The following is a 23,363-nucleotide window of genomic DNA, read 5'->3' on the forward strand; positions in this document are numbered from 1 at the left end:
CCTCTCGGAAGGTCACTTGGGGAGTTCGACGGAGGCGACGGCGCCCGTGTCGAAGACGACGTACGCGATGCCGCCCACCGGCAGCACCTCCGGCTGCCGGATCTTCTTGAAGAGGAACTCGCCGTTCGGGTCGTAGCCCGTCTCCTCGGCGCGCGGACCGGGCGCGCCCGGCACCGGCGTGACCGTGAGCCCGCCCGGCTTGCCGTCGGCGCCGAGCCGCACGGTGTAGAGCGAGGAGTAGTCGGCGTACACGACCTGGTCGCCCGCGAGCAGCGGTGTGGACCAGCTCTGGGCCAGGCCGGACGGAGCCTGCTCGGCCGGGAACGAGGCGAGTGTGCCGCCGGTGCGCGGGTCGAGGATCCGCAGGCCCTTGTCGAAGGTCACGACGGCACGCGGACCTACCGCCGTGGGGGCCGTCCTGCCGAGTGCGCCGGGCAGCGACGCCTTCGAGGCCAGAGTGCGGGCGTCGAGCAGGTGCAGGTCCGTGTCGGTGTCGCTGCCGGACCCGGCGCCGGCGCAGTACGCCGACGTACCGAGCACCTTGATGTCCCAGCACGCCTTGGCGTCGGGGTCGACCTGCCCGAGCTGGGTGCCCTTCCTGCCGTCGTACGCCACGAGCCCGCCCTGGCTGAGGGCGTAGACGATCCCCTTGGCGTAGGCGACGGGCTCGTACGGCCGGCGCTCGGCGAAGGACGTCTCACCGTTGGTGAGCTCCTCCGACCAGAGCTCGCGTCCGTCGGCCAGGGAGAACGCCGTCAGCGCGGCCCGGATCATGAGGGCGTCCTCCGCCACCTCCGTCGCGGCGAAGACGATCCCGTCGGCGACGACGGGCCGGGTGACCCAGAAGCCCTGCGGCCCCGCGGCCGGCTTCTCCCAGCGCACCTTCCCCGTGCGCGCGTCGCGGACCTGGAGGGAGTCACCGGCGACGAGGACCACGATGCCGTCGTGGACCGTGGGACGCGTGGCGTCTCCGGCCGTGAAGGGGAAGCCCTTGGGGCTGACGTAGGTCTCGCCGGGCGTGCCCTCGGGGGTCGGGACGTCCCACAGCTTCTTGCCGCTCGCCGGGTCCAGCGCCTCGTACCGCCCGTCCGTGGTCCGGCAGACGAGCACCTTCTCGCCGGCCGAGCAGCCGAACGCCGAGGTGCCGAGCTTCGCCTGCCAGGGCTTCCAGCCGACCGGGCGCTGGGCGGTGTTCTGCGGGACGACACCGGAGGCGTCGGCGAGGCCCCGGTCGTCGACGCCCGCGATCCGGGGGGCCACGGGCGCGGCGGGCGGCGCCGCCTTCGAGGGCTGCGGCTTCTTCGGCGCGTCCTCCGGCCACAGCAGATAGGTGCCGAGGCCACCGGCCACGACGGTCAGGGCCACGGCGGCCGCGACCAGCAGGCGCCGGCGCCGACGGCCGGGCGCGCCGCTCGCGCCGCTTGTGCCGGTCCCGGTGGTCCCGGCCGGCGCGGAGGCCGGCGCCTGCGTCGCCGCCGAGTGGAGACCGGGTGCCGCCGGGTTCGCCGCCGGGTTCCCGGGGCCGGCTGCCGGGGCGGCCTCCAGGAGCGGCCCGCCGGAGGCGACGAGCTGGGCGAGCTCCGTCCCGTACTCGCCGATGTGGTCCCGCACCGGCCCGGGCCACGGGAAGACCTTGGGCGTGCCCCCGCCGAGCAGCTCCGCGAGCGCCTCCGGCGTCGGCCGGTCCGCCGGGTCCAGGGCCAGGCAGGCGGCGACGACGCCGCGCAGCTCCTCCGGGACCCGGGCGAGGTCGGCCTCGGCCTGGGAGACCCGGTACAGGACGGCGGCGAGCGGCCCGTCGCCGAAGGGGTCCTCGCCGGTCGCCGCGTAGCAGAGCAGCGAGCCGAGACAGAAGACGTCGGAGGCGGCGGTCACCCGCCGGGCGCCGGCCACGTGCTCGGGCGACATGAAGGAAGGGGTGCCGACCATCAGACCGGTGGCGGTCATGGTGGTGGCCGTGTTGCTGCGGGCGATGCCGAAGTCGATGAGACGGGGCCCGCCGACGGAGAGCATGACGTTGCCGGGCTTGAGGTCCCGGTGCAGGATCCCGGCCCGGTGCAGATCGGTGAGGGCCCGCGCGACGCCGGTGCCGAGCGCGCGGACGGTGTCCACGGGCAGGGCGCCGCCGCGCCGGACGGCCTGCGAGAGGCTGGGCCCGGGGACGTACGCGGTGGCCAGCCAGGGCACCTCGGCGTCGGCGTCGCCGCCGAGCGGGGCGGCGGCGTACGCGCTGTCGACGAGCGAGGCGACCCGTATCTCCCGGCGGAAGCGGTCCCGGAAGGCGGGGTCGCCGGCGACGTCACGCCGCACGGTCTTCACGGCGACGAAGGTGCCGTCCGCGCCGGAACCGCCCCGCCCGAGGAAGACCTCGCCCATCCCGCCGGCCCCGAGCCTGGCGAGCACTTCGTACGGTCCTATCAGGCGTGGTGCGCCCTCACGCAACGGTCCCAGCACTTCGCCATCCCCCTTGTGACGCGATGTCAGGCCGCATCATGCCTCATCGGCACAGGACGTGTGCGTGCAGCGCGAAGGGCCGGCCCCCGGTGCACGAAGGGCGGCCCCCGGTGCGCGAAGGACGGCCCCAGTGCACGAAGGACGGCCCCGGTGCGCGAAGGGCCGGCCCCCAGTGGGGGCCGGCCCTTCGTGGAGAGCAGGTGCCTCAGCCGGTGTACGGCTTCGCGCTGAGGATCTTGACCGTGGCCTTCTTGCCGTTCGGCAGCTCGTACTCGGCGTCGGCACCGGCCTTCTTGCCGTTGACACCGACGCCGAGCGGCGACTGCGGCGAGTAGGTCTCGATGTCGCCGCTCGCGTACTCGCGGGAGGCGAGCAGGAAGGTCATCGTGTCGTTCTCGTCGCCGTCGAAGGCGATCGTGACGACCATGCCCGGCTCGACGACGCCGTCGTCCGCCGGAGCCTCGCCGACCTTGGCGTGCTCGAGGAGCTGGGTCAGCTGCCGGATGCGGAGCTCCTGCTTGCCCTGCTCCTCCTTGGCCGCGTGGTACCCGCCGTTCTCGCGCAGGTCCCCCTCTTCGCGGGCGGCGGCGATCTTGATGGTGATCTCCGTGCGCGCGGGACCAGACAGGTACTCAAGCTCGTCCTTGAGCTTGCTGTACGCCTCCTGGGTGAGCCAGGTGACGTTGTCGCTGGTCTGGGTCACAGGTGCTCCTCGTAGGTACTGGGAATACAAAGCATCGCCCTACACGGGAAAGCTCTGCTGTCCCGGGTGGGCGAAACCACGAGCCTAACAATGAGTGGCGAAAAGCGGGAGGACATAACCATCGGGATGGCGTCACCCCAGGTCACCGGGGTGACTCGCCGGGACTCGACACCCGGTCCCTACCCACCGCTACCGAGCCGTACACCCCATGAGCTCCGCGCTGGTGGCGCGGGCGGTCGTGCGCAGCGAGTAGACGCGGTCGACCCGGCTCGCGGGCTCGTCGACCCGGACGTCCTTGCGGGCCACCTCGGCGCCGTCCTCGGAGCGGGAGCGCAGGGTGCAGACGCCCTTGACGCCCTCGTCCTTGCGGATCTCCAGGTGCACCTGCACCTCGGTGGAGCTCACCACGTCGAACTTGATCATCTCGGCGCTGATCTTGCTGTCGACGACGTAGTGCCAGCCGAACCAGCCCATCATGCCGAGGAAGAGGACACCGAGCACCGCGCCCGTGATCTTGAGCTTGCGGTCGGCCGCCTCGTCCGCGGAGCGTCCGTAGCGCCCCTCGGGCAGCTGCTCTCGCACCGCGCTCATGATCGATCCTCTCGAAGCCGGGGGTGGCGGAATTTTCACTCCCCCGATTCCGTCACTATAGAGACCACGCTCCGCGTCGAATCACTGAGGATCGAGTCTTGACTGAGCAGCTGCGACTGATGGCCGTTCACGCCCACCCCGACGACGAGTCGAGCAAGGGTGCGGCCACGATGGCCAAGTACGTGTCCGAGGGGGTGGACGTCATGGTCGTGACGTGCACGGGCGGCGAGCGCGGCTCGGTCCTGAATCCCCAGCTCCAGGGTGACGCCTATATCGAGGCGAACATCCACGAGGTGCGCCGCAAGGAGATGGACGAGGCCCGCGAGATCCTCGGCGTCTCCCAGGAGTGGCTGGGCTTCGTCGACTCGGGCCTGCCCGAGGGCGACCCGCTGCCGCCGCTCCCCGAGGGCTGCTTCGCCCTGGAGGACGTCGACACCGCGGCCGGGGAACTGGTCCGCAAGATCCGCTCCTTCCGTCCGCAGGTCGTCACGACCTACGACGAGAACGGCGGATACCCGCACCCCGACCACATCATGACCCACAAGATCACGATGGTGGCCTTCGACGGTGCGACCGACACCGAGAAGTTCCCGGAGGCCGAGTTCGGCCCGTCCTGGCAGCCCCTGAAGCTCTACTACAACCAGGGCTTCAACCGTCCCCGCACGGTCGCCCTGCACGAGGCGCTCCTCTCGCGCGGCCTGGAGTCCCCGTACGGCGAGTGGCTGGAGCGCTGGAAGGAGTTCGGGGGCAAGGAGCGGACGCTGACCACCCACGTGCCCTGCGCGGAGTTCTTCGAGATCCGCGACAAGGCCCTGATCGCCCACCGCACCCAGATCGACCCCGACGGCGGCTGGTTCCGGGTCCCGATGGACATCCAGAAGGAGGTCTGGCCGACGGAGGAGTACGAGCTCAGCAAGGCGCTGGTGCCGACCTCCCTCCCCGAGGAAGATCTCTTCGCGGGCATCCGCGACAATGCCTGACATGAGCGCACACCTGGCACTGACCCAGCTTGTCCCCTTCGCCGCCGAAGAGCTGGACGAGAACAAGGTGACCCCCGGCGTCCTCGGCTTCGTCGTCTTCGCGGTGCTGGCCGTCGCGGTCTGGCAGCTGATGAAGTCGATGAACCGCCACATGGGCAAGGTCGACTTCGAGGAGGCCCCCGACCCGGCCGCCGCCCCGGAGACCCCGGCCGCCTCGGCCGGCCCCGCCGGCAAGTAGCCGACCCGCCCCCGGGCCCGTACCCCAGCGGTACGGGCCCGGGGGCGCCGTCGTGCGACGGCGGGCCGTCCCGGCGGCACGGGCCCGGGGATGCCGTCGTGGAACGGCGGGCTACCCCGCCGGCACCCCCAGGACCTCCCGGGCGTGCCGGTTCGGCACCATGCCCAGGTCCCAGGCCTGCCAGGGCGTCGACGGGTGGATGCCCCGGCCCAGGATCACCGCGTACGCCTCGGCGCAGTCGTCGAGCCGCGGGTCGCGCGCCGGATGCCGGTCCGCGACCAGCGCCGCGAGCTCCTCGCGCGCCGTGACCGTCCCCGGCTCCGGGCTCCCCTGGACCGCGTGCGGGAGCAGCGCGCAGCGCAGGAAGCGGGCCCAGTCCGCGCCCCGCAGGTCGCCGTACGTGCCGAACAGCGCACGGGCCTCGTCGCACAGCCCGAGCGCCTGTGGCACCCGGGCGTTGCCGGCGTCGATGATCGCCAGCTCCAGGGAGGTCCAGGCCTCCCCGTGCGGCACCCCGATCCGGTGGAAGTCCGCCCGCGCGTCCACGAGCAGCTGCCGGGCGAAGCCCGAATTGCGCAGACCGCCGGTGCGGGCCGCGAGCTGGTCGCGGGTGACCCGCCCCGAATGATGCCGGGCGCTGGCCAGCCCGTACACGTCCCGCATCCGCGAGAACATCGTCCGCGCCCTGCCCAGCTCCCGCACCGCGTCGTCCCGGTCGCCGCGCTCCTCCAGCGCATGGGCCAGATGGAACAGCGTCCACGCCTCCCCGCGCGCGTCCTCTTGCTCCCGGTGCCGGGCGAGCGCCCCGCGCAGCCCCTCGACCGCCGGTTCGGCGTCCCCGGCGGCGAGCCGCGCCCTGGCCAGCTGGGTCAGCGCCCAGGCCTCGCCGCGCCCGTCGTGGATCCGCCCGTAGCCGTCGAGGGCCTCCCGCAGCCCGGCCTCCGCGCCCCGCACGTCCCCCCGCAGCAGCAGCACCTGGCCCCGCTGGAAGTGCGCCCACGCCTGGCCGTGCGGGGACTCGTGCTCCCGGTGCAGCGCGAGCGACCGGTCGAGCAGCGCCGTCGCCTCCGCCAGGTTCCCCCGGTCCCGCTCCACGGCCGCGAGCGCGTGCAGCGTCCAGCCGCGGTCGGCGGCGAGCGCCTCCGGCTCCTGGAGCGCGAGCGCCTCCCGCAGCCGGGCCGCCGCGTCCGTGAGCCGGCCCTGGTGGTGCAGGGTGATGCCGAGCGAGCAGAGCGCGAGCGCCGCCCCCGGGTCCTGATGGGCCTCCTGGTAGAGCGACACCACGGACGTCAGGGTCGTCCGCGCCTTGTCGAGCTCGCCGAGCTGCCGGGCCGCGATGCCGGTCCGCCACTGCACCGAGCGGGACAGCTGGCCCTGCCCGACGGACTCGGCCAGTTCGTTGATCTCGCCGAGCCGGTAGAGGTCGCCGCGCAGCAGGCAGTGGTCGCAGAGCGCGCCCAGCAGATCGAGCACGGTCTGCTGGTCGACGCCCTCCGTGTGCCGCAGGGCCGCCGTGATGAAGCTGGACTCCTCGTCGAGCCAGCTCAGGGCCGCCTCAAGGGAACCGAAGCCGTGCCCGTCGAAACGGTCGGCGCGGGTCGACATCTTGCCGTCGACCATCCGGATCACCGCGTCCGCGAGCTCCGCGTAGTTCCGTATCAACCGCTCCTGCGCCGCCGCGATCTCCGCCGCGTCCTCCTCGTCGAGGAGCCGGGCCGCCGCGAAGCCGCGCACCGCGTCGTGCAACCGGTACCGCTCCCCGCGCACCGGGGCGAGCAGCCCCGCGCCGGCCAGCTCCCGCAGCAGCCGGGCGCCCTCGGCGCCGCTTCCGTCGAGCAGCGCGGCGGCGGCCGCCGCACCGAGGGAGGCCCGTCCGGCGAGAGACAGGCGCCGGAGCAGCCGCCGCGCCTCGTCGTCGAGATCGACGAAGTACCGTGCCCACAGGGCACGTTCGACCGGACCGTCCCCCGAGCCCGGTCGGCCGAGCACCTCCGCGAGATCGTCCATGGACCTCCGGTGCAGCAGGGAACCCGCCGCCCGCAGCGCCAGCGGAAGTCCACCGCACAGCTCCCGGATCCGGTCGAACGCCTCCGCGTCGTACGGGCCGGGGTCCGGCGCCCCGCCCGCCGCCCGCAACAGCTCCTCCGCCCCGGCCGCGTCGAGCGCCGCCACCGGCAGGACGTGCGCGGCCACGTCCCCCAGGTCCAGCGGCTCCCGGCAGGTCACGAGGACCAGACTCTCGGAACGCTCCGGCAGCAGCGCCCGCACCTGGGCCGCGTCCACGGCGTCGTCCAGGATCACCGTCACCGGCACCCCGGTCAGCTGCCGCTGGTACAACTCCGTGAGCCGCGCCACCTGTTGGTCCGCCGTGGCGCCCTCCCGGAAGAGGAGCCGCTCGCGCGGGGCGCCGAGCCGGTTGAGCAGATGGAGCAGCGCCTCCCGGGTCGCGAGGGGCCGCTCACCGCTCGCGCCTCCCCGCAGGTCCACCACGCACGCGCCGCGGAACTGGTCGCGGAGCGCGTGCGCCGCCCGTACCGCGAGCGCCGTCCGCCCGGACCCGGGCTCCCCGTGCAGCAGGACCACCGTCGGCCGGGTCTCCGCCGAGGCGCGCCCCGTCTGCACCCACCGGGTGATCCGGGCCAGCTCCTCCCGCCGGCCCGCGAAGTCCCCGCCGGGGTCGGGCAGATGCCCGAAGGACCGCTCGAGTACGGCCCGCCGCCGGGCCGCCGCGCTCCGATCGGCCCCGCGCAGCCGCTCGGGCCGTGACACCACCGCCCGTCGGTCCCAGGAGGACCGTTCTTCCGCGTCGGTCGGGGGTGCGTCCCCGTTCCCGCCGGTGGGCGCCACCCGCTCCCGCTCCAGGAACGGGCGCATGCCCCGTACCTCCAGAGCCGTCAGCCAGCGCGCCCGCGCCGCCTCGACGGCACCGTCCGGCACCGCCGCTGGTGCTGCCGCAGCCGCCGGCGCGACCTGCGCGGCCCGTCCCGCCGTCGCCTTCAGCACCGTCGCCGCCGCGCCCGCCACCGCCACCACGGCGCCGGCGCCGAGCGCCGTCCCCGTCGTCGTACCGAGCGCCAGGTCCGCGCCGACCGCGGCGACGGCCGCGACTCCGGCGACGAGCGCGGGACCGCCGAACACCGGACCGGAGGAACGGTTCGCCGTGGTCCGGGCGCCGGCCTTTCCCTTCTCCAGGGCCCGTACGTACGCCGCGTACTCCTCGCCCGCACCCGCAGCCATCGAGTCCAGTGCGGCGCGGCCCCGGGTGAGCAGGGTCTCCGCGCCCGGCCGGCTCCCGGAGCTTCGCAGCTCCTCCTCCACCGTCCGTTCCCACAGCCGCTCAGCCTCGGCCCGATGGCTGTCCTGCATGTGCGTCCCCCTCCGCGCGTGCCCCGACCATCCCGTCCCTGAGGCCCTGTCAGGACCCGGACGGTGCGCGTCCAGTGTGCTGTGCGGGGCGCGAAGGCGCGAGAGCGGAGAAGGGAGGGGAGGCGGCGGGACGGTCGACATGCCGAACGGCGAAGGGGGTTGTGGGTCGAGAACTGGCCGGATGCCGCGCGGGCCGGGCTCCCCGGGTCCCGGCACCCGGGGCTCCCGCGCCCGGCCCCCGGGTGGCGGGGCGCCCCCGCGCGGCGGCCCCTCAAACACCGTTCGCGGTCGGCGAAATCACCGCCCTCAATCTTCCGAGTCGCCCCGTATAAAGGATTCGTAGCGATGGCCGAAAAGAGCTGTCACTCCTGTTGCTTTCCAACTCCTGTGTTATATGCGGCGGTTGCCGGGTCAATTGCGCTTGACGAGTTCTTGAAGGTCTGCCTAAGGTCGGTCCGCAGCTTCCAGTTGCAAACGTTGTGCAGCGCGTTCACTCAGAGCGGGCGACGGGGGTGGCAACGTTCGATACGCCTGGACCATTCGCTCGCGTGACCACCGACGAAAGGTTAGTGAAGTGCGATCTGAAATGACTCTTACGAGCACGAATTCCGCTGAGGCTCTGGCGGCGCAGGACTTTGCGAACACCGTTCTCAGCGCGGCGGCCCCGGGCTTCCACGCGGACTGCGAGACGCCGGCGATGGCCACCCCGGCCACGCCGACCGTCGCCCAGTTCGTGATCCAGGGAAGCACGATCTGCCTGGTCTGCTGATGCGGGACTGAGCCTGCCGCCGGAGAGGCCCGTCACAACCGGGCCTCTCCGGCGCGCGGTTCCGCAGTACTCACGACGGCGGCCAGGTATGCGACGGGGGAGACGGACAATCCGGTGAAATGGAAGTGGCGGAGGCAGCACGCCTCGAATGCGGCAGCCGCCCAGGAAGCGGCCGATCGCGTATTTCTTCCGATAGCGATCGGTCAGGCTCTGGCGGCCGCGGAGACGCTTTTTCTCCGTGAGGAATTCGAAGACGACGGATATCTCAGGGGCACATCGGCCCAGCAGTATCCGCCGGGCACATTGCGGCATCGGATAGGCCGCGTACTCGACCATCCGCGTACTCCCCGAGTGCTCGCGGGAGTGACCCTCGCCGCATCGGCGGGGCTGGCGCTCGCACGCGGCAATCGGAAGGCACAGATCGCCGCCGCGGCGGTCATCGGGACGTGCAACCGGCTCAGCGAGATCCGCACCCCGTACGGGCGGGACGGCGCGGACCAGATGACGGCGGTCATCACGCAGTACCGGGCCCTCACTGGGCTGATCCCCGACCAGCGGCTCTCCGACGATCTCTTCCTGCGCGCGGTCAACTTCCAGGCCGGGCTGAGCTATGCCGTCTCGGGAATCTCCAAGGCCTTCGGCAGCAGCTGGGTCCAGGGCGACGCCCTGCTCGAAGTCCTGCAGACGGAGGCGTACGGCCGGGGACCGGCCGCGGCGATCCTGCGCACGTACCCGCGACTCTGCCGTGCCCTGACCGTCGGAACCGTGGTGTGGGAGACGTCCTTCCCGCTCATCTACCTGTTGCCGCGCAAGCAGGCCTCCCACGCGCTCACGGCCGTCAAGGCCTTCCACGTCGGCGTGGCGACCGCCATGGAACTGCCGCGCTTCGTATGGGGGTTCTTCGGCTCCCACGGAGCCGTCGGCTACGTCCTGGACACGCGAGGCGCACCCCGGACGTTCGAGAAGGCCGTGTTCGGCATCGCCGGCGGCGCCGTCCTCACGAGCGCGCTGATCGCGCGCGAGAAGCGCCGGGTCGCCGAGCAGCGGCGGCTCGGCCCCAAGGGCGCCGCGCGGCTCCGCCACGGCGACGGCGAGGTCGAGTACCGGGTGGACCGCCCCGCGGAGGGGACCCCCTCCCGCGCGGTGATCGTCCTGGAGTGCGGCCTCGGGCAGTCCTTCGAATCGTGGGAGTGGGTCGCGGAGAGCCTGGCCGAGCACCACACGGTCATCCGCTACCACCGCTCCGGATACGGCCTCACGACCTCACACGCGGCCAACGGCGACCTGCTCGCCGCCGTGCTCGACGAGGTGGGTGCCGAGGGGCAGATCGTGGTGGCCACCCACTCGATCGGATCGCTGAGCGCGGCCTCCTACCTGGGCGAAGGGCCCTTCGCCGGCCGCGTCGACAAGTTGATCGTCGTCGACGGCACCGACCCGGTGCTGCTGGACGAGGACCGCACGGACCGCAGGCGGCTCGGCCGGTTCCTCCAGGCGCAGGTCTACACGCTCGTGGCGGCGCTCACCGGAATCTACGAGTGGGCTCCCAACGCGGTGGAGCGGCAGGCGGGCTACACGCCCGACGTCCAGTACAGCCACGTGCAGTTCGTGTTCTCACCGAGGAACATCGTCAACTCGGTCCGTGAGTACCGGCGCATCCGGACCGAGGGCGCCGTGGACCGGCTCGGCGCGGTCGACTCGGTCCTGGTCGTCGCCTCGGACGAGTACGCCGACCAGCAGGCGGTGCTGGCCGAGAAGCTCGGGGCGAAGTTCGAGGTGGTACGCGGCTCGGCGCACCGGTCGATCATCGGATACCGGGAGCACGCCGAACAGGTCGAGGGCGCTATCAGAAGGTTCATGGATGCTTACTGACCGGATCAAGGGCGGGGCGGCCACCGTCGCGGTCGGTGCGCTCGCTGCGCACCTGGTCGCGACCGTGCTGCAGAACACCCCCGACTCGTACAACCAGGACATGCGCACCTTCACGGGCGGCTGGCCCATTCCCGGCTGGCGGTTCTTCGCACCGAACCCGGGTGTGCAGAACGTGCACCTGCTGGTGCGGGAGACCACCGACGGCGGTCCGACGCCGTGGCGCGACGTGACCCCCGTCGTACCGCACGGGTGGACGCAGGTGCTGTACAACCCGCGGAGCCGCGGGCCCAAGGCGCTCTTCGACGCCATGCAGCAGCTCTCCATCATGAGCGCGAACCAGGCCGACTTCTCGTGGGTCACCCAGAGCCTGCCGTACGACCTGGTGCTCGCCGCGAGCCGGGCCGCGGTGCCCGAGGACGCCGAGGCGCTGCAGTTCCTGCTGATGAACGTGTTCCCGAGCGCGCCCGCGGACCAGCGGATGAAGCCGATCCTCACCTCCGAGTGGATCCCCCTCGGCACCGCACGCCGCCCGGCGGGAGCCACCGCGTGAACGTGGAGAAGTTCGAAGGCGCGGAGCTGCACGTCCATGTCACGGGCTCCATCAGCGCGGCGCTCGTGCCGTGGTGGATCCACTGGCTGCGGGAGTTCCAGCCGGAACTGGTCGTGAACGTGTCGGTGACGCCCGCCGCCTCGCGGTTCCTTGCGGTCCGGGCGCTCCGTCACCTGGCCAACGGCACGGTGTGGGTCGACTCCTGGGACGACCCGGACGTGCCGCCCGAGGTCAACTCGGGGAAGAGCGGCGCCTCCGAGTGCTTCCTCGTCTTCCCCGCCACGCTGGACACCGTGATGCGCCTGGCGCAGGGGCGCGCGGACTCGCCCGCCCTCATGATGCTCCAGCTGACCGACGCGCCCCTCGTGATCGCGGACACGTTCCCGGGGTCCAACGAGATCGTCGAGAACAACGTGCAGACACTCAAGCTCCGCCCGAACGTCGAGTTCGCGCCGCGGGTCAACGGCGTACGCGCGAGCAACCGGCAGACGGCCGAGGTGGGGTTCAACCTGCCGGGTGCCCTCGCCGTGGCCAACAGGATGCGGAAGGAAGGGCGTTCCGGTGAGTGACCCGAGCGTGTACGACGAGACGGCGATCGAGGCGTACGACCTGGTGTCGTCGATGCTCTCCCCGGGGGCCGGGCTCGTCGCCTGGGTGTCGTCGCACCGTCCCCTGGACGGGCGGACCGTCCTGGACCTGGGGTGCGGCACGGGCGTGTCCTCGTTCGCGCTCGCCGAGGCCGGTGCGCGGGTCGTGGCGGTCGACGCCTCGCGGCCGTCGCTGGACATGCTGGAGAAGAAGCGGCTCGACCGCGATGTCGAGGCGGTGGAGGGCGACTTCCGCGACCTCCGGTTCGACTCCGCGTTCGACGTCGTCACGATGTCCCGGAACACCTTCTTCCTCGCCCAGGAGCAGGAGGAGAAGATCGACCTCCTGCGCGGTATCGCCCGGCACCTGGAGCCGGGCGGCGCGGCCTTCCTGGACTGCACCGACCCCGCCGAGTTCCAGCGCGCGGGCGGCGACGCGCAGTCGGTCACCTACCCGCTGGGCCGGGACCGGATGGTGACGGTGACCCAGACCGCGGACCGCGCCGGCCAGCAGATCCTGAGCATCTTCCTGGTCCAGGGCGCGTCGACACTCACCGCGTTCCACGAGCAGGCCACCTGGGCTACGCTGGCGGAGATCCGGCTGATGGCGCGGATCGCGGGTCTGGAGGTGACGGGCGTCAACGGGTCGTACGCGGGAGAGCCCTACACCGCGCGCTCGCGGGAGATGCTGGTCGTTCTGGAGCGGCAGTGAGCGAAGTGCCGGCGATCGCCGCGGAGGACGCCACGGTCGTCCTGGACGGGACCACCCTCCTCGCACCGACGACGTTCGAGGTGATGCCCGGCGAGTTCTGGTGCCTCACCGGAAGCAACGGCTCCGGGAAGACGACCCTTCTGCGGGCCTTCCTGGGGAGCCGGAGGCTGACGGACGGCGCCGTCCTCGTACGCGGCGAGACCGTCGACATGGCCAGGCCCCGGCACCGGCGCCTGATGGCCTCGCTCGTCGAACCGATTCCCGTCGCCCGTGACATGACGCTCCGCGAGCAGGTGACCCTGGTCGCCGCCTCCTGGTACGGCAACACCACGGAGACCGCCGAACGCGCCGACGAGATCATCGGACGCCTGGGGCTCACCGCACTGGGCACCCGCTTCCCCTCCCAGCTCTCCTCCGGCCAGCTCCAGCTCTTCAACCTCGCGCTGACCCTGGTCCGCCCCGCCGACGTCATCCTGCTCGACGAACCCGAGCGGCATCTCGACACCGATCGCGTCGACCTCGTCGCCGCCCTGCTCTCCGAGCGCGCGGAGCAGGGAACGTCGTTCCTGGTCGCCACCCATGAGACCGCCGTGGTGCAAGCCTGCGACGGCGTCATGGAGCTGGGATGACCACGGACAGCATCACCGCGGTCGAGGCCGACCCCAGGGACCGCGTCCACGCCGTACGGCACCGGTACGCCCACCGCGGCGACCGCGCCACGGTGCAGGACTGGGCGTACACCGTCTACCTCAGCGTCATCCTCGGCGCCGTCTACGTGGCGCCCGTCGTCTACCTGGTGAGAACCACGGAGGCGCTGGTCTCCCTGCCGTCCGCCGAGGCGGCGACGCCCGTGGCGTGCCTGGTCGCGGCGGCGGTGGTCTGGGGCGCCCAGCTCACCGGCCGGTTCTGGGGACCGCTGGTGCTCAAGCCGTTCCTGCTGCACGTGTTCATGTCGACGGACCTGTCCCCGACGCACTACCTCGGCACGATCGCCCGCCGCCGGCTCGCGTACGCGGGACTCGGCACGCTCCTGGCGGTCTGCACGACGACGTTCCTCGCGACCGACCTGTTCGACCACCCGGGAAGCGCGCTGCTGCCGCAGGGCCTGGCCGTCGCGGTGGGCATCGGCGCCGTGGCCCCCGTGGCATGGCTGTGGGGCCAGGTCCGGACGGTGCGCGAGAACGTCCTGCTCGCCGCCGCCGTGGCCGGTGCGGCGGCCGCCGCGGCACTGCTCGGCCGGTCCGCCCTCCTGGGCGGGAGCGGCCCGTGGCTCGTCACCGGTGTGCTCGCGGTCGCGGCCGCCCTGCTCGGCCGGTCCGCCCTCCGGTCCGTCCGCACGGTCGACCTCGCCCGGCTCGCACGCGAATCGGCGCGTGCCGCCGAGGCCCAGACCTTCGCCTGGACCGGCACGCTCCACCACGCGCTCGACCTGTACCGCCCGCAGCCGCGCGGGCTCACGTCCGCCCTGACGCGCCCCGACGGGCGGCTGCGCGGCCACCTCGCCCAGGGGGCGGTCCGCGCGGTCCGCACCCGGGGCCGCGCGATCGCGGCCGCGGTGTTCCTGCCGGCCGGCGGCGCCCTGCTGACCCTCGGCGTCGCCGAGCCGGACGCCCGGCTCGCGACGCTCTCCTGGACGGCCGGCGCGGTCGGCGTGTACCTGGGGTCCGGGTGGGTCGGCGAGAGCTGGCGCGGACTGCGCGACGAGCTGACCCTGGCCCCGTTGCTCGGCGAGTGGTGGGGCGGGACGCTTGCCCGCACCCTGGCCTGGCCGGTCGTCGCCGTGGTGGTCCCGGTGGGTCTCGCGAGCACCGTCACCGTCCTGACCCGGTGGCCGCTCCAGGGCGGCGGGCCGGCCGACGCGGTGCTGCTCACGGCAGGGTCGGTGGTGCTCGCGCTGGGCGCCAGGTTCCTGCGCGAGATGAAGATGAACCTGCCCGTCGAACTGCTGCTTCCGATCATCACGCCGCTGGGTGACCTGTCCGCCCTCCGCGTCTTCGTGTGGCAGTTCGACGGACTCGTCGTCGTCCTGGCCGGCGTCCTCGTGATGAACGCGATGGCGTCCGCGTCCGGCGCGGCCCTGATCGCCCTGGGCGTGGCCGCCTGCTGCGTCTGGGCGGGCCTGCGCCGCACCGGCTGGGCCCTCCGGCCCTTCGTCACCCGCCTCGGCCGGGTGTAGCGACGCCCCGCGGGAGTGGCCCCCGGTCCGCCGGGGGCAGGGGTCCCGCGCGACTCCGGGGCGGCAGGGCAGGATGGACACCATGGCGAACCGACTGGCCCATGAGACCTCCCCGTACCTCCTTCAACACGCCGACAACCCGGTCGACTGGTGGCCGTGGTCGGCCGAGGCCTTCGAGGAGGCCCGGCGCCGCGACGTCCCCGTGCTGCTCAGCGTCGGATACAGCTCCTGCCACTGGTGCCACGTCATGGCGCACGAGTCCTTCGAGGACGACGCCACCGCGGCCCTGGTCAACGAGAACTTCGTCGCCGTCAAGGTCGACCGCGAGGAACGCCCCGACGTCGACGCCGTCTACATGGAGGCCGTCCAGGCCGCGACCGGCCAGGGCGGCTGGCCGATGACCGTCTTCCTCACCCCGGACGCCGCCCCCTTCTACTTCGGTACGTACTTCCCGCCCGAGCCCCGCCACGGCATGCCCTCCTTCCCGGAGATCCTGGAGGGCGTCAAGGGCGCCTGGGCCGACCGGCGCGACGAGGTCGGCGAGGTCGCGGAGCGCATCGTGAAGGACCTCGCGGGCCGCTCCCTCGCGTACGGCGGCGACGGCGTCCCCGGCGAGGAGGAACTCGCCCAGGCCCTCCTCGGTCTGACCCGCGAGTACGACGCGACCCACGCCGGCTTCGGCGGCGCCCCCAAGTTCCCGCCGTCCATGACCCTGGAGTTCCTGCTCCGCCACCACGCCCGTACGGGCTCCGAGGGCGCTCTCCAGATGGCCGCCGACACCTGCGAGGCGATGGCCCGCGGCGGCATCTACGACCAGCTCGGCGGCGGCTTCGCCCGCTACGCCGTCGACCGCGCCTGGGTCGTGCCCCACTTCGAGAAGATGCTGTACGACAACGCCCTGCTCTGCCGGGCCTACGCCCACCTGTGGAAGGCCACCGGCAGCGACCTGGCCCGCCGGGTCGCCCTGGAGACCGCCGACTTCCTGGTCCGCGAACTGCGCACCCCCGAGGGCGGTTTCGCCTCCGCGCTCGACGCGGACAGTGTCGTCGCGGACGGATGGGGACACCCCGATGCCGAAGGCTCTGGGGGAGGAACGGGCAGGCACGTGGAGGGCGCCTACTACGTGTGGACCCCGGCGCAGCTCGCCGAGGTCCTCGGCGCGGAGGACGCCGCCCTCGCCGCCGCCCACTACGGCGTCACCGAAGACGGCACCTTCGAGCACGGCAGCTCCGTCCTCCAGCTCCCGCAGGAGGCCGGTCCGGCCGACGCCGACCGGATCGCCTCGATCGCCGCCCGGCTCCTCGCCGCCCGCGAGGAGCGCGAGCGTCCGGGCCGCGACGACAAGGTCGTCGCCGCCTGGAACGGTCTCGCGATCGCCGCCCTCGCCGAGACCGGCGCCCTCTTCGGCCGCCCCGACCTCGTCGAGCGCGCCACCGAGGCCGCCGACCTCCTCGTCCGGGTCCACATGGACGAGTCCGCCCGCCTCACCCGTACGTCCAAGGACGGCCGGGCCGGCACCAACGACGGTGTCCTGGAGGACTACGCCGACGTCGCCGAGGGATTCCTCGCCCTCGCCGCCGTCACCGGCGAGGGCGCCTGGCTCGACTTCGCAGGCTTCCTCCTGGACCTCGTCATCGACCGCTTCACCGCCGAGGGCGGCGCCCTCTACGACACGGCCCATGACGCCGAGGCCCTGATCCGCCGCCCGCAGGACCCCACGGACAACGCCGCCCCGTCCGGCTGGACGGCCGCGGCCGGCGCGCTGCTCTCGTACGCCGCGCACACCGGCTCGGACACCCACCGCGCCGCAGCCGAGGGCGCCCTCGGCGTCGTCAAGGCCCTCGGCCCGCGCGCGCCCCGCTTCATCGGCTGGGGTCTGGCCGTCTCCGAGGCCCTCCTCGACGGGCCCCGGGAGATCGCCGTGGTGGGCGCCCCCGGCGACGAGGCCTTCCAGGAGCTGCGCCGTACCGCACTCCTGGCGACCGCCCCCGGCGCGGTGCTCGCCTTCGGCGCCCCCGACAGCGAGGAGTTCCCGCTGCTGAGGGACCGTCCGCTGGTGGCCGGTGGTCCCGCCGCGTACGTGTGCCGTCGCTTCACCTGTGACGCGCCGGTCACCGACCCGGAGGCACTCCGCCGGAAGCTCTGAGGCCTCCGGAAAGGGGACGGCCCCGCGACCCCTCCGAGGAGGGGCGGCGGGGCCGCACCGTGCCGCGCGTCGTCGCTCAGCTGTTGCCGGCGCCGTTGCCGGACAGCACGGGGATGTCGCTGAGGATGTGCGACAGCGGCTCGTCACCCTTGGCCTGGGTGGAGTTCTCGGTGCACTGCTGGTTCTGCGGGGAGGACAGGACGTTGACGTCCTGGACGGCGATCGGCACGGCGCCGAGGATCGAACCGGCGTTGACCTTGGCCGGCAGGCCGATGCAGGGCTTGTTCAGGGAGCCCTGGACGAGCGCGAACTGCGGGCTCATGTTGCCGTGGGTGGCCGAGTTGCCGAACTCCTGGTGGGCGCCGTTGCCGCTGAGCGACGTGGTGCCACCGTCGTCGGCGATGGCGAGCGCCTGCCCGGCACCCGCCGCCGTCGCGCCGAGCACCGACGCGGCCACAGCAGCCGTAGCCAACAGCTTCTTCATTGTTCAGGCCTTTCGGATCGTGGCCCGATGAGTGCCGAGCCGTGCTGATCAACTGGTCAGCGGTACGGAGGTTCCGCGAAGTCCACCGGACGGACTACGGGCAGATGAGCGAAGCCCCGGGCGCCGGCCGGTAGGTGCCCACGGAGATCTGGCTGGGCGCGATCTCGTCGGCCGCCGGCAGCGGCCGGTCCTCGCGCAGCCGCCGGAAGACCTCGGCCGCCCCTTCCTCGTCCCAGGCGAGGGTGGACCCGACGCCGGCGATGTCCGGGTTGAAGCCGCGTACGGGCACGGTGGCGAACTCCGTACGGTCCGGGGGCAGGTCCCGCAGTCGCCAGGCGAGCCGGAGCAGCTCGGTCGCGGAGATCCCCCGGTCGGTCGCGCCCGTCCCGCGCAGGGTCTCCGCGAAGTCCCTGAGCCGGTCGGGGTCGTCGAGGACGCCCTCGTGGAGCCGTTCCAGGGTGTTCACCACGAACTTCTGCTGCTTCTGGATGCGGCCGAAGTCCATCTGCCCGTCGGCCTTCCGCGACCGCACGTACTGGAGCGCCTCGCCGCCGCCGACCGGCTTGGTCCCGGGTTGCAGGTCGATGCCGGTGGCCGGGTCCTTGAGTGCCTTCTCCGTACAGACGGGGACTCCGCCGTCGACGCGGTCCACGGTGTCCATGAAGCGCCGGAAGTCGATCTCCAGGTAGCGGTGGACGGGCAGCCCCGTCATCGACTCGACGGTCTCCCTCGCGAAGGAGGGACCGCCCTCCGCCCAGGCGCCGTTGATCTTCGCCTGGTGGGCGGCGTGCAGTTTTCCGGTGCGCCGGTCGCGGTGCTGGTCGGGGAAGGAGGTGAGCGAGTCGCGGGGCAGGCTCACCACGTCGACGCGGTCGTTCCCGGCCGAGACGTGCACGAGCATCATCACGTCCGTGCAGTCGCACTCCTTCCCGCCGAGCCGGAAACGTTCCTTCTCCTCCGCGGTGACTCCCTTGCGGCTGTCGATGCCGACCACCAGGAGGTTCAGACCCTGTTCGGGGGCGGGGAGGTCGGTGGGGGCGGCGGCGAGGGCGCCGGGAGCGAGGGCGGCGAGGGCGGCGACCGCCGCCGGGACGAGCAGCGGACGTCGGGGGCGCCGTGATCGCGGGAATTTCATGCCCGCACGGTAATTCGATCGCTCTCGCACACAGATACGCGACGCGACATGAACAGGACGAATCACTCTCCTGCGGCGCCTGTGGAATGATGCGGGAATCGCAGCGGAAGGAGCGAAGATGGCGCCGGATCCCGGGAAATGGGAACGGATGGCCTTCATTCCGAAGAGCCGGTATGTGAGCGACCCGCCCCCAGCCGACCGCACACCATTCCCCCTCTATTCCTCACTCGTGACCCAGTGGGTGCAGGCGGGCCGGACGGTACCGGGGATGCCCGACCGCGAGTGGGAACGCCTGATGGCCACCCCGATCTGGCCGACCTGGTAGCGACGGGCCCGGCCGGCACGGAGCAGACGCGAAAGGGGCCGCCCCGGAGGGCGGCCCCTGACGTGTGAACGTCGTCGCGCGGAGGCGGAACGTCAGTTGTTGCCGACGCCGTTGCCCGACAGGACCGGGATGTCGTCCAGGATGTGCGAGAGGGCCTCGTCACCCTTGGCCTGGGTGGAGTTCTCGGTGCACTGCTGGTTCTGCGGGGAGGACAGGACGTTGATGTCCTGGACGGCGATCGGGACGGCGCCGAGGACCGAACCGGCGTTGACCTTGGCCGGCAGGCCGATGCAGGGCTTGTTCAGGGAGCCCTGGACGAGCGCGAACTGCGGGCTCATGTGGCCGTACGTGGTGGAGTTGCCGTACTCCTGGTGCGCACCGTTTCCGGACAGCGACGTGGTGCCGCCGTCGTTGGCGATGGCGAGGGCGGGGGAGGCCACGGCGGCGGAGGCGCCGACGATGGCCGCGGCTGCGGCCGCGGTGGCCATAACCTTCTTGATCACGGGGAGTTCCCTTCTAGAACCGGCTCCGTGCAGGGAGCGGCCTGATCAACTGCCCATGGACTCAAGGGTTCCGCTGTGTCACCCCCTTGGCGGAGCGCACTGGGCAGCGCGAAACGCGGTCCCAGTCGAACGGGTGAAGCGCCGGAACCAAAGCCCCCGCGCGCAGTTGATCCCGTCGCATCAATCAGGTCGATTGGTGGGAACAGGAACGGAATCACCGTGATCAAGAAGATTATGGCGGCTGCGGCTGTGACGGCCTCTGTCGTCGGCGCTTCTGCCGCGATGGCCTCCCCGGCGCTCGCCATCGCCGACGACGGCGGCACGACCTCGCTCAGCGGCAACGGCGCGCACCAGTCGTTCGGCAACTCGAAGACCAAGGGCGACCTGAGCCCGCAGTTCTCGGTCGTCCAGGGCTCGCTGAACAAGCTCTGCCTCGGGGCCCCGGTGAAGGGCAACCTCGGTTCGATCGGCGGCGCCGTCCCGATCGCCGTCCAGGACATCAACGTCCTGTCCTCCCCGCAGAACCAGCAGTGCACCGAGAACTCCACCCAGGCCAAGGGTGACGAGCCGCTGTCGCACATCCTGGAGGACATCCCGGTCCTCTCCGGGAACGGCGCCTACAACGGCTGATCCGTCCCGCGCAACACAGGGCCGGAGGGAACGTTCGCGTTCCCTCCGGCCCTGTGTTGTTCGGGCAATGGAGTGAAAGAACGAAAGTCGTCTGTTCTCGCGGTTTCCTTTGTGCGACATGTTCGTTGTGTTGCGTGAAAAGTGTTCCGCCACCGAAAGGATGCAGACGAAAATGAACTGTAAGAAGGCTGCTGCCGTCGTCGCCGGAATCATCATGGCCATGGGTGCGGCGACCCCCGCCTTCGCCGACGCGGGCGCCGAGGGTCTCGCGGTCGGTTCGCCGGGCGTCCTCTCCGGCAACGTCGTCCAGGTCCCGATCCACGCGCCGATCAACGTCTGCGGCAACAGCGTGAACGTCATCGGCCTGCTCAACCCGGCCGCGTTCAACACCTGCGCCAACTTCTGAGCCCCTGGCGGCACGCAGGCACAGGGCCGGCCCCCGGAGAGCAACCGCTTCCCGGGGGCCGGCCTCCCTCATGCCGAGACGGGCGCCTTCCCGCCCGTACGCGGCCGGCCCACCGCCCCGCCCCGGGCCCCCGTCCGCAGCCGCCGGCGCACCCCGCGCACCAGACGCCCCGCCGTGTACTCCGCGCCGAGGACGAACCGCATCGAGGGACCGTACGAAGGGGCGGTGAGCAGCCCGGCGAGGAACAGGCCCGGCCACGAGGACTCGAAGAGACCGCCGACCTCCGGTGCGCCGCCCGCGCCGACCGTCCGCAACGCCCCGCGCAGCTCCGGGGAGAGCACGCCCGCCCGGTCCAGGCTCGGGGTGAACCCGGTGGCCGCCACGACATGGTCGGTCTCCAGGACCGTCGCCCCCTCCGGCCCGGTCACGTCGAGCCGCAGCCGCCCGTCCCCGGTCACGGTCGCCGCGGTGATCCGCTGCGCGAGACGTACGTCCCCGACCGCCGCGAACCGTTCGCGCAGCCACCAGGCCCCCGCCGGGCCGAGCGCCGAGTCGAAGATCCGCTCACGGGTCGCGGCCGGCAGCCGGCGGAAGACCCCCGGCGTGTCCGCGTACAGCTTGTTCCGCCAGCCGCAGCCGAGCCCCGTGTGCGGCGCGCGCACGCTCGGCCACGGGCCCCGGTCGAGGGCCGGGGGCAGGGTGTTCCAGTTCAGCCGGTCCGCACGGGCGAGGATCCGTACGGTCGCGGCGCCCTGCTCGACGAGGAGTGCCGCCGTCTCCAGGGCGGCCTGCCCGGCCCCGACGACGGTCACGTCCCGGCCGGCGAAGCGGTCCAGCTCGCCGTGGTGGCTGGAGTGGGTGACGTACCGCCGGGGCAGGCCCCGCAGCGGCCCCGGGATCTCCATGAACGGCAGGACGCCGACCGCCAGCGCCACCGTCCTGGCCCGCAGCGCCTCGCCGTCCTCGGTGCGCAGCTCGAAGCCGTCCGCGCCGGGCGCGACCGAGTCGATCAGCCGCTCGTCGAGCGCGGGCACCGCCTGCCGGGCGAACCAGTCGCCGTACGCGGCGAAGAAGTCCACCGGCAGCGGCACCCCGTGCGCGGCGCGCACACCCCGCGTGGCGGCGTAGGCGTCGAGCCCGTACGCCCGCTCCGGGTCGGAGAGATGGGAGGCCCAGGGCTCCGACTTCAGGAACATGCCCGGGGGCATCGCGTGCCAGGACTCCATCGAGCGGCCGAAGGTCCGCAGGTGCAGCCCGTGGGCGGCCGCGTGCGCGGCGACGGACAGACCGTACGGTCCTGCCCCGACGACCACCAGGTCGTACATCGACTTCGACATCGTGCCTTCCACCTTCATCGTGGGGTGAGCTGGTTGGAGGAGCTGCGGGCGGGCGGCGCCGTCGGGGGCAGCGGCGGGCGCGCCCGAAGGGACCCGAGGAACCGGCGCGCCGAGGCCACCGCCCTGCGCAGCAGGTGTCCGAGCCAGGCGAGGCCCATCGCGAACGCCGGTGCCGGGTCGTCCGCCGCGCACCAGGCGTACTCGGTCCGCCGCGACGCGCCCTCGGACCCGGCTCCGGCCCCGTCCGCGGGACGGCGGCGCGGGGAGGTGAGGAGCGACAGCGCCGCGTAGTTCTCGACCACGAACCGGCGGCCGTACGCGGGGGAGTGCGGGGGTACGGGACGCCCGGTGAGGTCCAGATGAAGCGCCCGGACCACGTCCAGGCCGTCCGCGTCGGCGAAGAGCCGGAACTGCGCGCCGGGCCGGGGGTTGAAGTCGAGCAGGTGGTACGCGCCCGTCGACCGGTTCATCCGGAAGTCCAGGTCGCACACGCCCCGGTAGCCGAGCGCGTCGACCAGCTCGCGGGCCGTGCGCTCCACGGCCGGGTTCGCCGTCCAGCGGCCCACGGCGGTGAGCCCGGCCCCGTCCGGCCAGGACCGCTCCTTGCGGCCCGTCGCCCCCGTCGTACAGCCGCCGTCCGTGTCCACGTACCCGTGGAAGAACCAGTCCAGGTCGCGGCCCGCCGGGAGGAGTTCCTGGAGCAGCAGTCGGCTGCCGGCCTCCGGGCTCCGGTCGTACAGCTCCCGCACCTCGGCGAGGGACCGCACGATCGAGGTGCTGCGCAGCCCGCCGCCGGCCGGAAGCAGCCAGGGGCGGCTCCACTTGGCGACCACCGGCAGACCGAGCGACCACGCCATGGAGGCGGCCTCGTCGGAACCGGCGGGGAGTTCGGTACGGGGGTGGGGCAGGCCCAGGGCCGCACAGGTCTCGGCGAGCGCCGCCTTGTCCGCGACCCGCAGCAGCTGTTCCTCGGTCTGCGCGGGGAGCAGGAAGCGCGGGGAGAGCTCGGCGCGGCGGCGTGCCAGGGCGAGGGCGCTCACGTCGTCCAGGGGGAGGACGAGAAGGGGAGTTGACGAGCCGTCGGCCGCCGGGCCCGTCTCGTCCTCGATCTCGTCCGCGTACCGGCGGAGGAGCGAGGGCAGCTCGGTGGCGGTGGTCGTCCGGGGGCTCGCGCGGGTCGACCGGAGATAACGGGAACGGGCGACCGGGCTGGTGCTCGATTCGATGACCGCGTGGACCGGAATTCCCGCCCGGCCCAGCGAACGCGCGGCTCCGAGCGTGCCGTGATGGAAGGGATTCCGGTCGAGCCGTACGAGGACGGTGGGAACGCTGGTGTCGAAACTCTGACGACGCAGCACGGCATGCCCTTCATCTCGGGTGCCCCAACTGGGCGATGAAATCC

General features: G+C 72.6%; 21 protein-coding genes. 12 read left to right on the plus strand and 9 right to left on the minus strand.

The window, feature by feature from the left end:
- Positions 1–12: 12 nt before the first annotated feature.
- The 3 genes from E0F75_RS10340 to E0F75_RS10350 all read right to left on the minus strand — a co-directional run bounded on the left by E0F75_RS10340 (position 13) and on the right by E0F75_RS10350 (position 3,748).
- Entirely contained in the window at positions 13–2,403 is a 2,391-nt protein-coding gene (locus E0F75_RS10340) for a PQQ-binding-like beta-propeller repeat protein (RefSeq protein WP_229312632.1), read from the minus strand.
- Positions 2,404–2,659: 256 nt separating this feature from the next.
- Positions 2,660–3,157, minus strand: coding sequence for a transcription elongation factor GreA (gene greA / locus E0F75_RS10345; RefSeq protein WP_187622216.1), 498 nt, complete (start codon positions 3,155–3,157; stop codon positions 2,660–2,662).
- Positions 3,158–3,346: 189 nt separating this feature from the next.
- Entirely contained in the window at positions 3,347–3,748 is a 402-nt protein-coding gene (locus tag E0F75_RS10350) for a DUF4307 domain-containing protein (RefSeq protein ID WP_187622217.1), read from the minus strand.
- Between the two features lie 98 nt (positions 3,749–3,846).
- Here E0F75_RS10350 and mca point away from each other — a divergent pair, with 98 nt between their 5' ends.
- Together mca and E0F75_RS10360 are read left to right on the plus strand one after the other, a co-directional pair.
- A complete protein-coding gene (mca, locus tag E0F75_RS10355; RefSeq protein WP_187622218.1) occupies positions 3,847–4,728 on the plus strand; it encodes a mycothiol conjugate amidase Mca in 882 nt (293 codons plus the stop codon).
- The gene (locus E0F75_RS10360; RefSeq protein WP_187622219.1) at positions 4,721–4,966 is read left to right on the plus strand and encodes a hypothetical protein; all 246 of its coding nucleotides are present in this window, start codon (positions 4,721–4,723) and stop codon (positions 4,964–4,966) included. Before mca ends, E0F75_RS10360 begins: the two co-directional genes overlap by 8 nt.
- Before the next feature lie 111 nt (positions 4,967–5,077).
- On the opposite strand, the gene E0F75_RS10365 is transcribed toward E0F75_RS10360, so the two are convergent.
- Positions 5,078–8,332 carry a tetratricopeptide repeat protein gene (locus E0F75_RS10365; RefSeq protein WP_187622220.1) on the minus strand — a complete coding sequence of 1,085 codons (3,255 nt, stop codon included), beginning with the start codon at positions 8,330–8,332 and terminating at the stop codon, positions 5,078–5,080.
- A gap of 586 nt (positions 8,333–8,918) precedes the next feature.
- Between E0F75_RS10365 and E0F75_RS10370 the strand changes: the two genes are divergently transcribed.
- The 8 genes from E0F75_RS10370 to E0F75_RS10405 all read left to right on the plus strand — a co-directional run bounded on the left by E0F75_RS10370 (position 8,919) and on the right by E0F75_RS10405 (position 17,141).
- A complete protein-coding gene (locus E0F75_RS10370; RefSeq protein ID WP_187622221.1) occupies positions 8,919–9,101 on the plus strand; it encodes a cypemycin family RiPP in 183 nt (60 codons plus the stop codon).
- A 363-nt stretch (positions 9,102–9,464) separates the two neighbouring features.
- On the plus strand, positions 9,465–10,970 hold the full coding sequence (locus tag E0F75_RS10375; RefSeq protein WP_229312633.1) for an alpha/beta fold hydrolase: 1,506 nt from the start codon (positions 9,465–9,467) through the stop codon (positions 10,968–10,970).
- Complete coding sequence (locus E0F75_RS10380) at positions 10,960–11,520, plus strand: hypothetical protein (protein WP_187622223.1); 561 nt, start codon at positions 10,960–10,962, stop codon at positions 11,518–11,520. Before E0F75_RS10375 ends, E0F75_RS10380 begins: the two co-directional genes overlap by 11 nt.
- On the plus strand, positions 11,517–12,089 hold the full coding sequence (locus tag E0F75_RS10385; RefSeq protein ID WP_187622224.1) for a CypD family RiPP peptide-cysteine decarboxylase: 573 nt from the start codon (positions 11,517–11,519) through the stop codon (positions 12,087–12,089). Before E0F75_RS10380 ends, E0F75_RS10385 begins: the two co-directional genes overlap by 4 nt.
- On the plus strand, positions 12,082–12,819 hold the full coding sequence (locus E0F75_RS10390) for a bifunctional 2-polyprenyl-6-hydroxyphenol methylase/3-demethylubiquinol 3-O-methyltransferase UbiG (protein WP_187622225.1): 738 nt from the start codon (positions 12,082–12,084) through the stop codon (positions 12,817–12,819). The genes E0F75_RS10385 and E0F75_RS10390 overlap by 8 nt, the downstream gene beginning before the upstream one ends.
- Positions 12,816–13,448: an ATP-binding cassette domain-containing protein gene (locus E0F75_RS10395; RefSeq protein ID WP_187622226.1), complete on the plus strand. Its 633-nt coding sequence runs from the start codon at positions 12,816–12,818 to the stop codon at positions 13,446–13,448. The genes E0F75_RS10390 and E0F75_RS10395 overlap by 4 nt, the downstream gene beginning before the upstream one ends.
- A complete protein-coding gene (locus E0F75_RS10400; RefSeq protein WP_187622227.1) occupies positions 13,445–14,995 on the plus strand; it encodes a hypothetical protein in 1,551 nt (516 codons plus the stop codon). Before E0F75_RS10395 ends, E0F75_RS10400 begins: the two co-directional genes overlap by 4 nt.
- Before the next feature lie 82 nt (positions 14,996–15,077).
- Entirely contained in the window at positions 15,078–17,141 is a 2,064-nt protein-coding gene (locus E0F75_RS10405) for a thioredoxin domain-containing protein (protein WP_187622228.1), read from the plus strand.
- Between the two features lie 76 nt (positions 17,142–17,217).
- Here the strand turns inward: E0F75_RS10405 and E0F75_RS10410 are convergent, their stop codons facing one another.
- The 3 genes from E0F75_RS10410 to E0F75_RS10420 all read right to left on the minus strand — a co-directional run bounded on the left by E0F75_RS10410 (position 17,218) and on the right by E0F75_RS10420 (position 19,588).
- Entirely contained in the window at positions 17,218–17,625 is a 408-nt protein-coding gene (locus E0F75_RS10410) for a rodlin (RefSeq protein ID WP_187622229.1), read from the minus strand.
- A 94-nt stretch (positions 17,626–17,719) separates the two neighbouring features.
- A complete protein-coding gene (locus E0F75_RS10415) occupies positions 17,720–18,760 on the minus strand; it encodes an LCP family protein (RefSeq protein WP_187622230.1) in 1,041 nt (346 codons plus the stop codon).
- Between the two features lie 417 nt (positions 18,761–19,177).
- On the minus strand, positions 19,178–19,588 hold the full coding sequence (locus E0F75_RS10420) for a rodlin (RefSeq protein ID WP_187622232.1): 411 nt from the start codon (positions 19,586–19,588) through the stop codon (positions 19,178–19,180).
- 219 nt (positions 19,589–19,807) lie between these two features.
- Between E0F75_RS10420 and E0F75_RS10425 the strand changes: the two genes are divergently transcribed.
- Both E0F75_RS10425 and E0F75_RS10430 read left to right on the plus strand, forming a co-directional pair.
- Positions 19,808–20,218 carry a rodlin gene (locus E0F75_RS10425; protein WP_187622233.1) on the plus strand — a complete coding sequence of 137 codons (411 nt, stop codon included), beginning with the start codon at positions 19,808–19,810 and terminating at the stop codon, positions 20,216–20,218.
- A gap of 172 nt (positions 20,219–20,390) precedes the next feature.
- A complete protein-coding gene (locus E0F75_RS10430; RefSeq protein WP_187622234.1) occupies positions 20,391–20,624 on the plus strand; it encodes a chaplin in 234 nt (77 codons plus the stop codon).
- Positions 20,625–20,692: 68 nt separating this feature from the next.
- On the opposite strand, the gene E0F75_RS10435 is transcribed toward E0F75_RS10430, so the two are convergent.
- A complete protein-coding gene (locus E0F75_RS10435; RefSeq protein ID WP_187622561.1) occupies positions 20,693–21,949 on the minus strand; it encodes an FAD-dependent oxidoreductase in 1,257 nt (418 codons plus the stop codon).
- Positions 21,950–21,975: 26 nt separating this feature from the next.
- Positions 21,976–23,319, minus strand: a complete 1,344-nt coding sequence (locus E0F75_RS10440) for an ATP-grasp domain-containing protein (protein ID WP_187622235.1) — start codon at positions 23,317–23,319, stop codon at positions 21,976–21,978.
- Positions 23,320–23,363: the final 44 nt, after the last annotated feature.

The sequence above is a fragment of the Streptomyces sp. CB02980 genome (assembly GCF_014451325.2).
GTDB lineage: Bacteria > Actinomycetota > Actinomycetes > Streptomycetales > Streptomycetaceae > Streptomyces.

What these genes read in the sequence shown, in the direction of transcription:
- E0F75_RS10350 (WP_187622217.1), bottom strand. Translation starts at nt 3,748, where the DNA reads ATGAGCGCGGTGCGAGAGCAGCTGCCCGAGGGGCGCTACGGACGCTCC.
- E0F75_RS10360 (WP_187622219.1), top strand. Translation starts at nt 4,721, where the DNA reads ATGCCTGACATGAGCGCACACCTGGCACTGACCCAGCTTGTCCCCTTC.
- E0F75_RS10365 (WP_187622220.1), bottom strand. Translation starts at nt 8,332, where the DNA reads ATGCAGGACAGCCATCGGGCCGAGGCTGAGCGGCTGTGGGAACGGACG.
- E0F75_RS10370 (WP_187622221.1), top strand. Translation starts at nt 8,919, where the DNA reads ATGACTCTTACGAGCACGAATTCCGCTGAGGCTCTGGCGGCGCAGGAC.
- E0F75_RS10380 (WP_187622223.1), top strand. Translation starts at nt 10,960, where the DNA reads ATGCTTACTGACCGGATCAAGGGCGGGGCGGCCACCGTCGCGGTCGGT.
- E0F75_RS10400 (WP_187622227.1), top strand. Translation starts at nt 13,445, where the DNA reads ATGACCACGGACAGCATCACCGCGGTCGAGGCCGACCCCAGGGACCGC.
- E0F75_RS10405 (WP_187622228.1), top strand. Translation starts at nt 15,078, where the DNA reads ATGGCGAACCGACTGGCCCATGAGACCTCCCCGTACCTCCTTCAACAC.
- E0F75_RS10410 (WP_187622229.1), bottom strand. Translation starts at nt 17,625, where the DNA reads ATGAAGAAGCTGTTGGCTACGGCTGCTGTGGCCGCGTCGGTGCTCGGC.
- E0F75_RS10415 (WP_187622230.1), bottom strand. Translation starts at nt 18,760, where the DNA reads ATGAAATTCCCGCGATCACGGCGCCCCCGACGTCCGCTGCTCGTCCCG.
- E0F75_RS10430 (WP_187622234.1), top strand. Translation starts at nt 20,391, where the DNA reads ATGAACTGTAAGAAGGCTGCTGCCGTCGTCGCCGGAATCATCATGGCC.
- E0F75_RS10435 (WP_187622561.1), bottom strand. Translation starts at nt 21,949, where the DNA reads ATGTACGACCTGGTGGTCGTCGGGGCAGGACCGTACGGTCTGTCCGTC.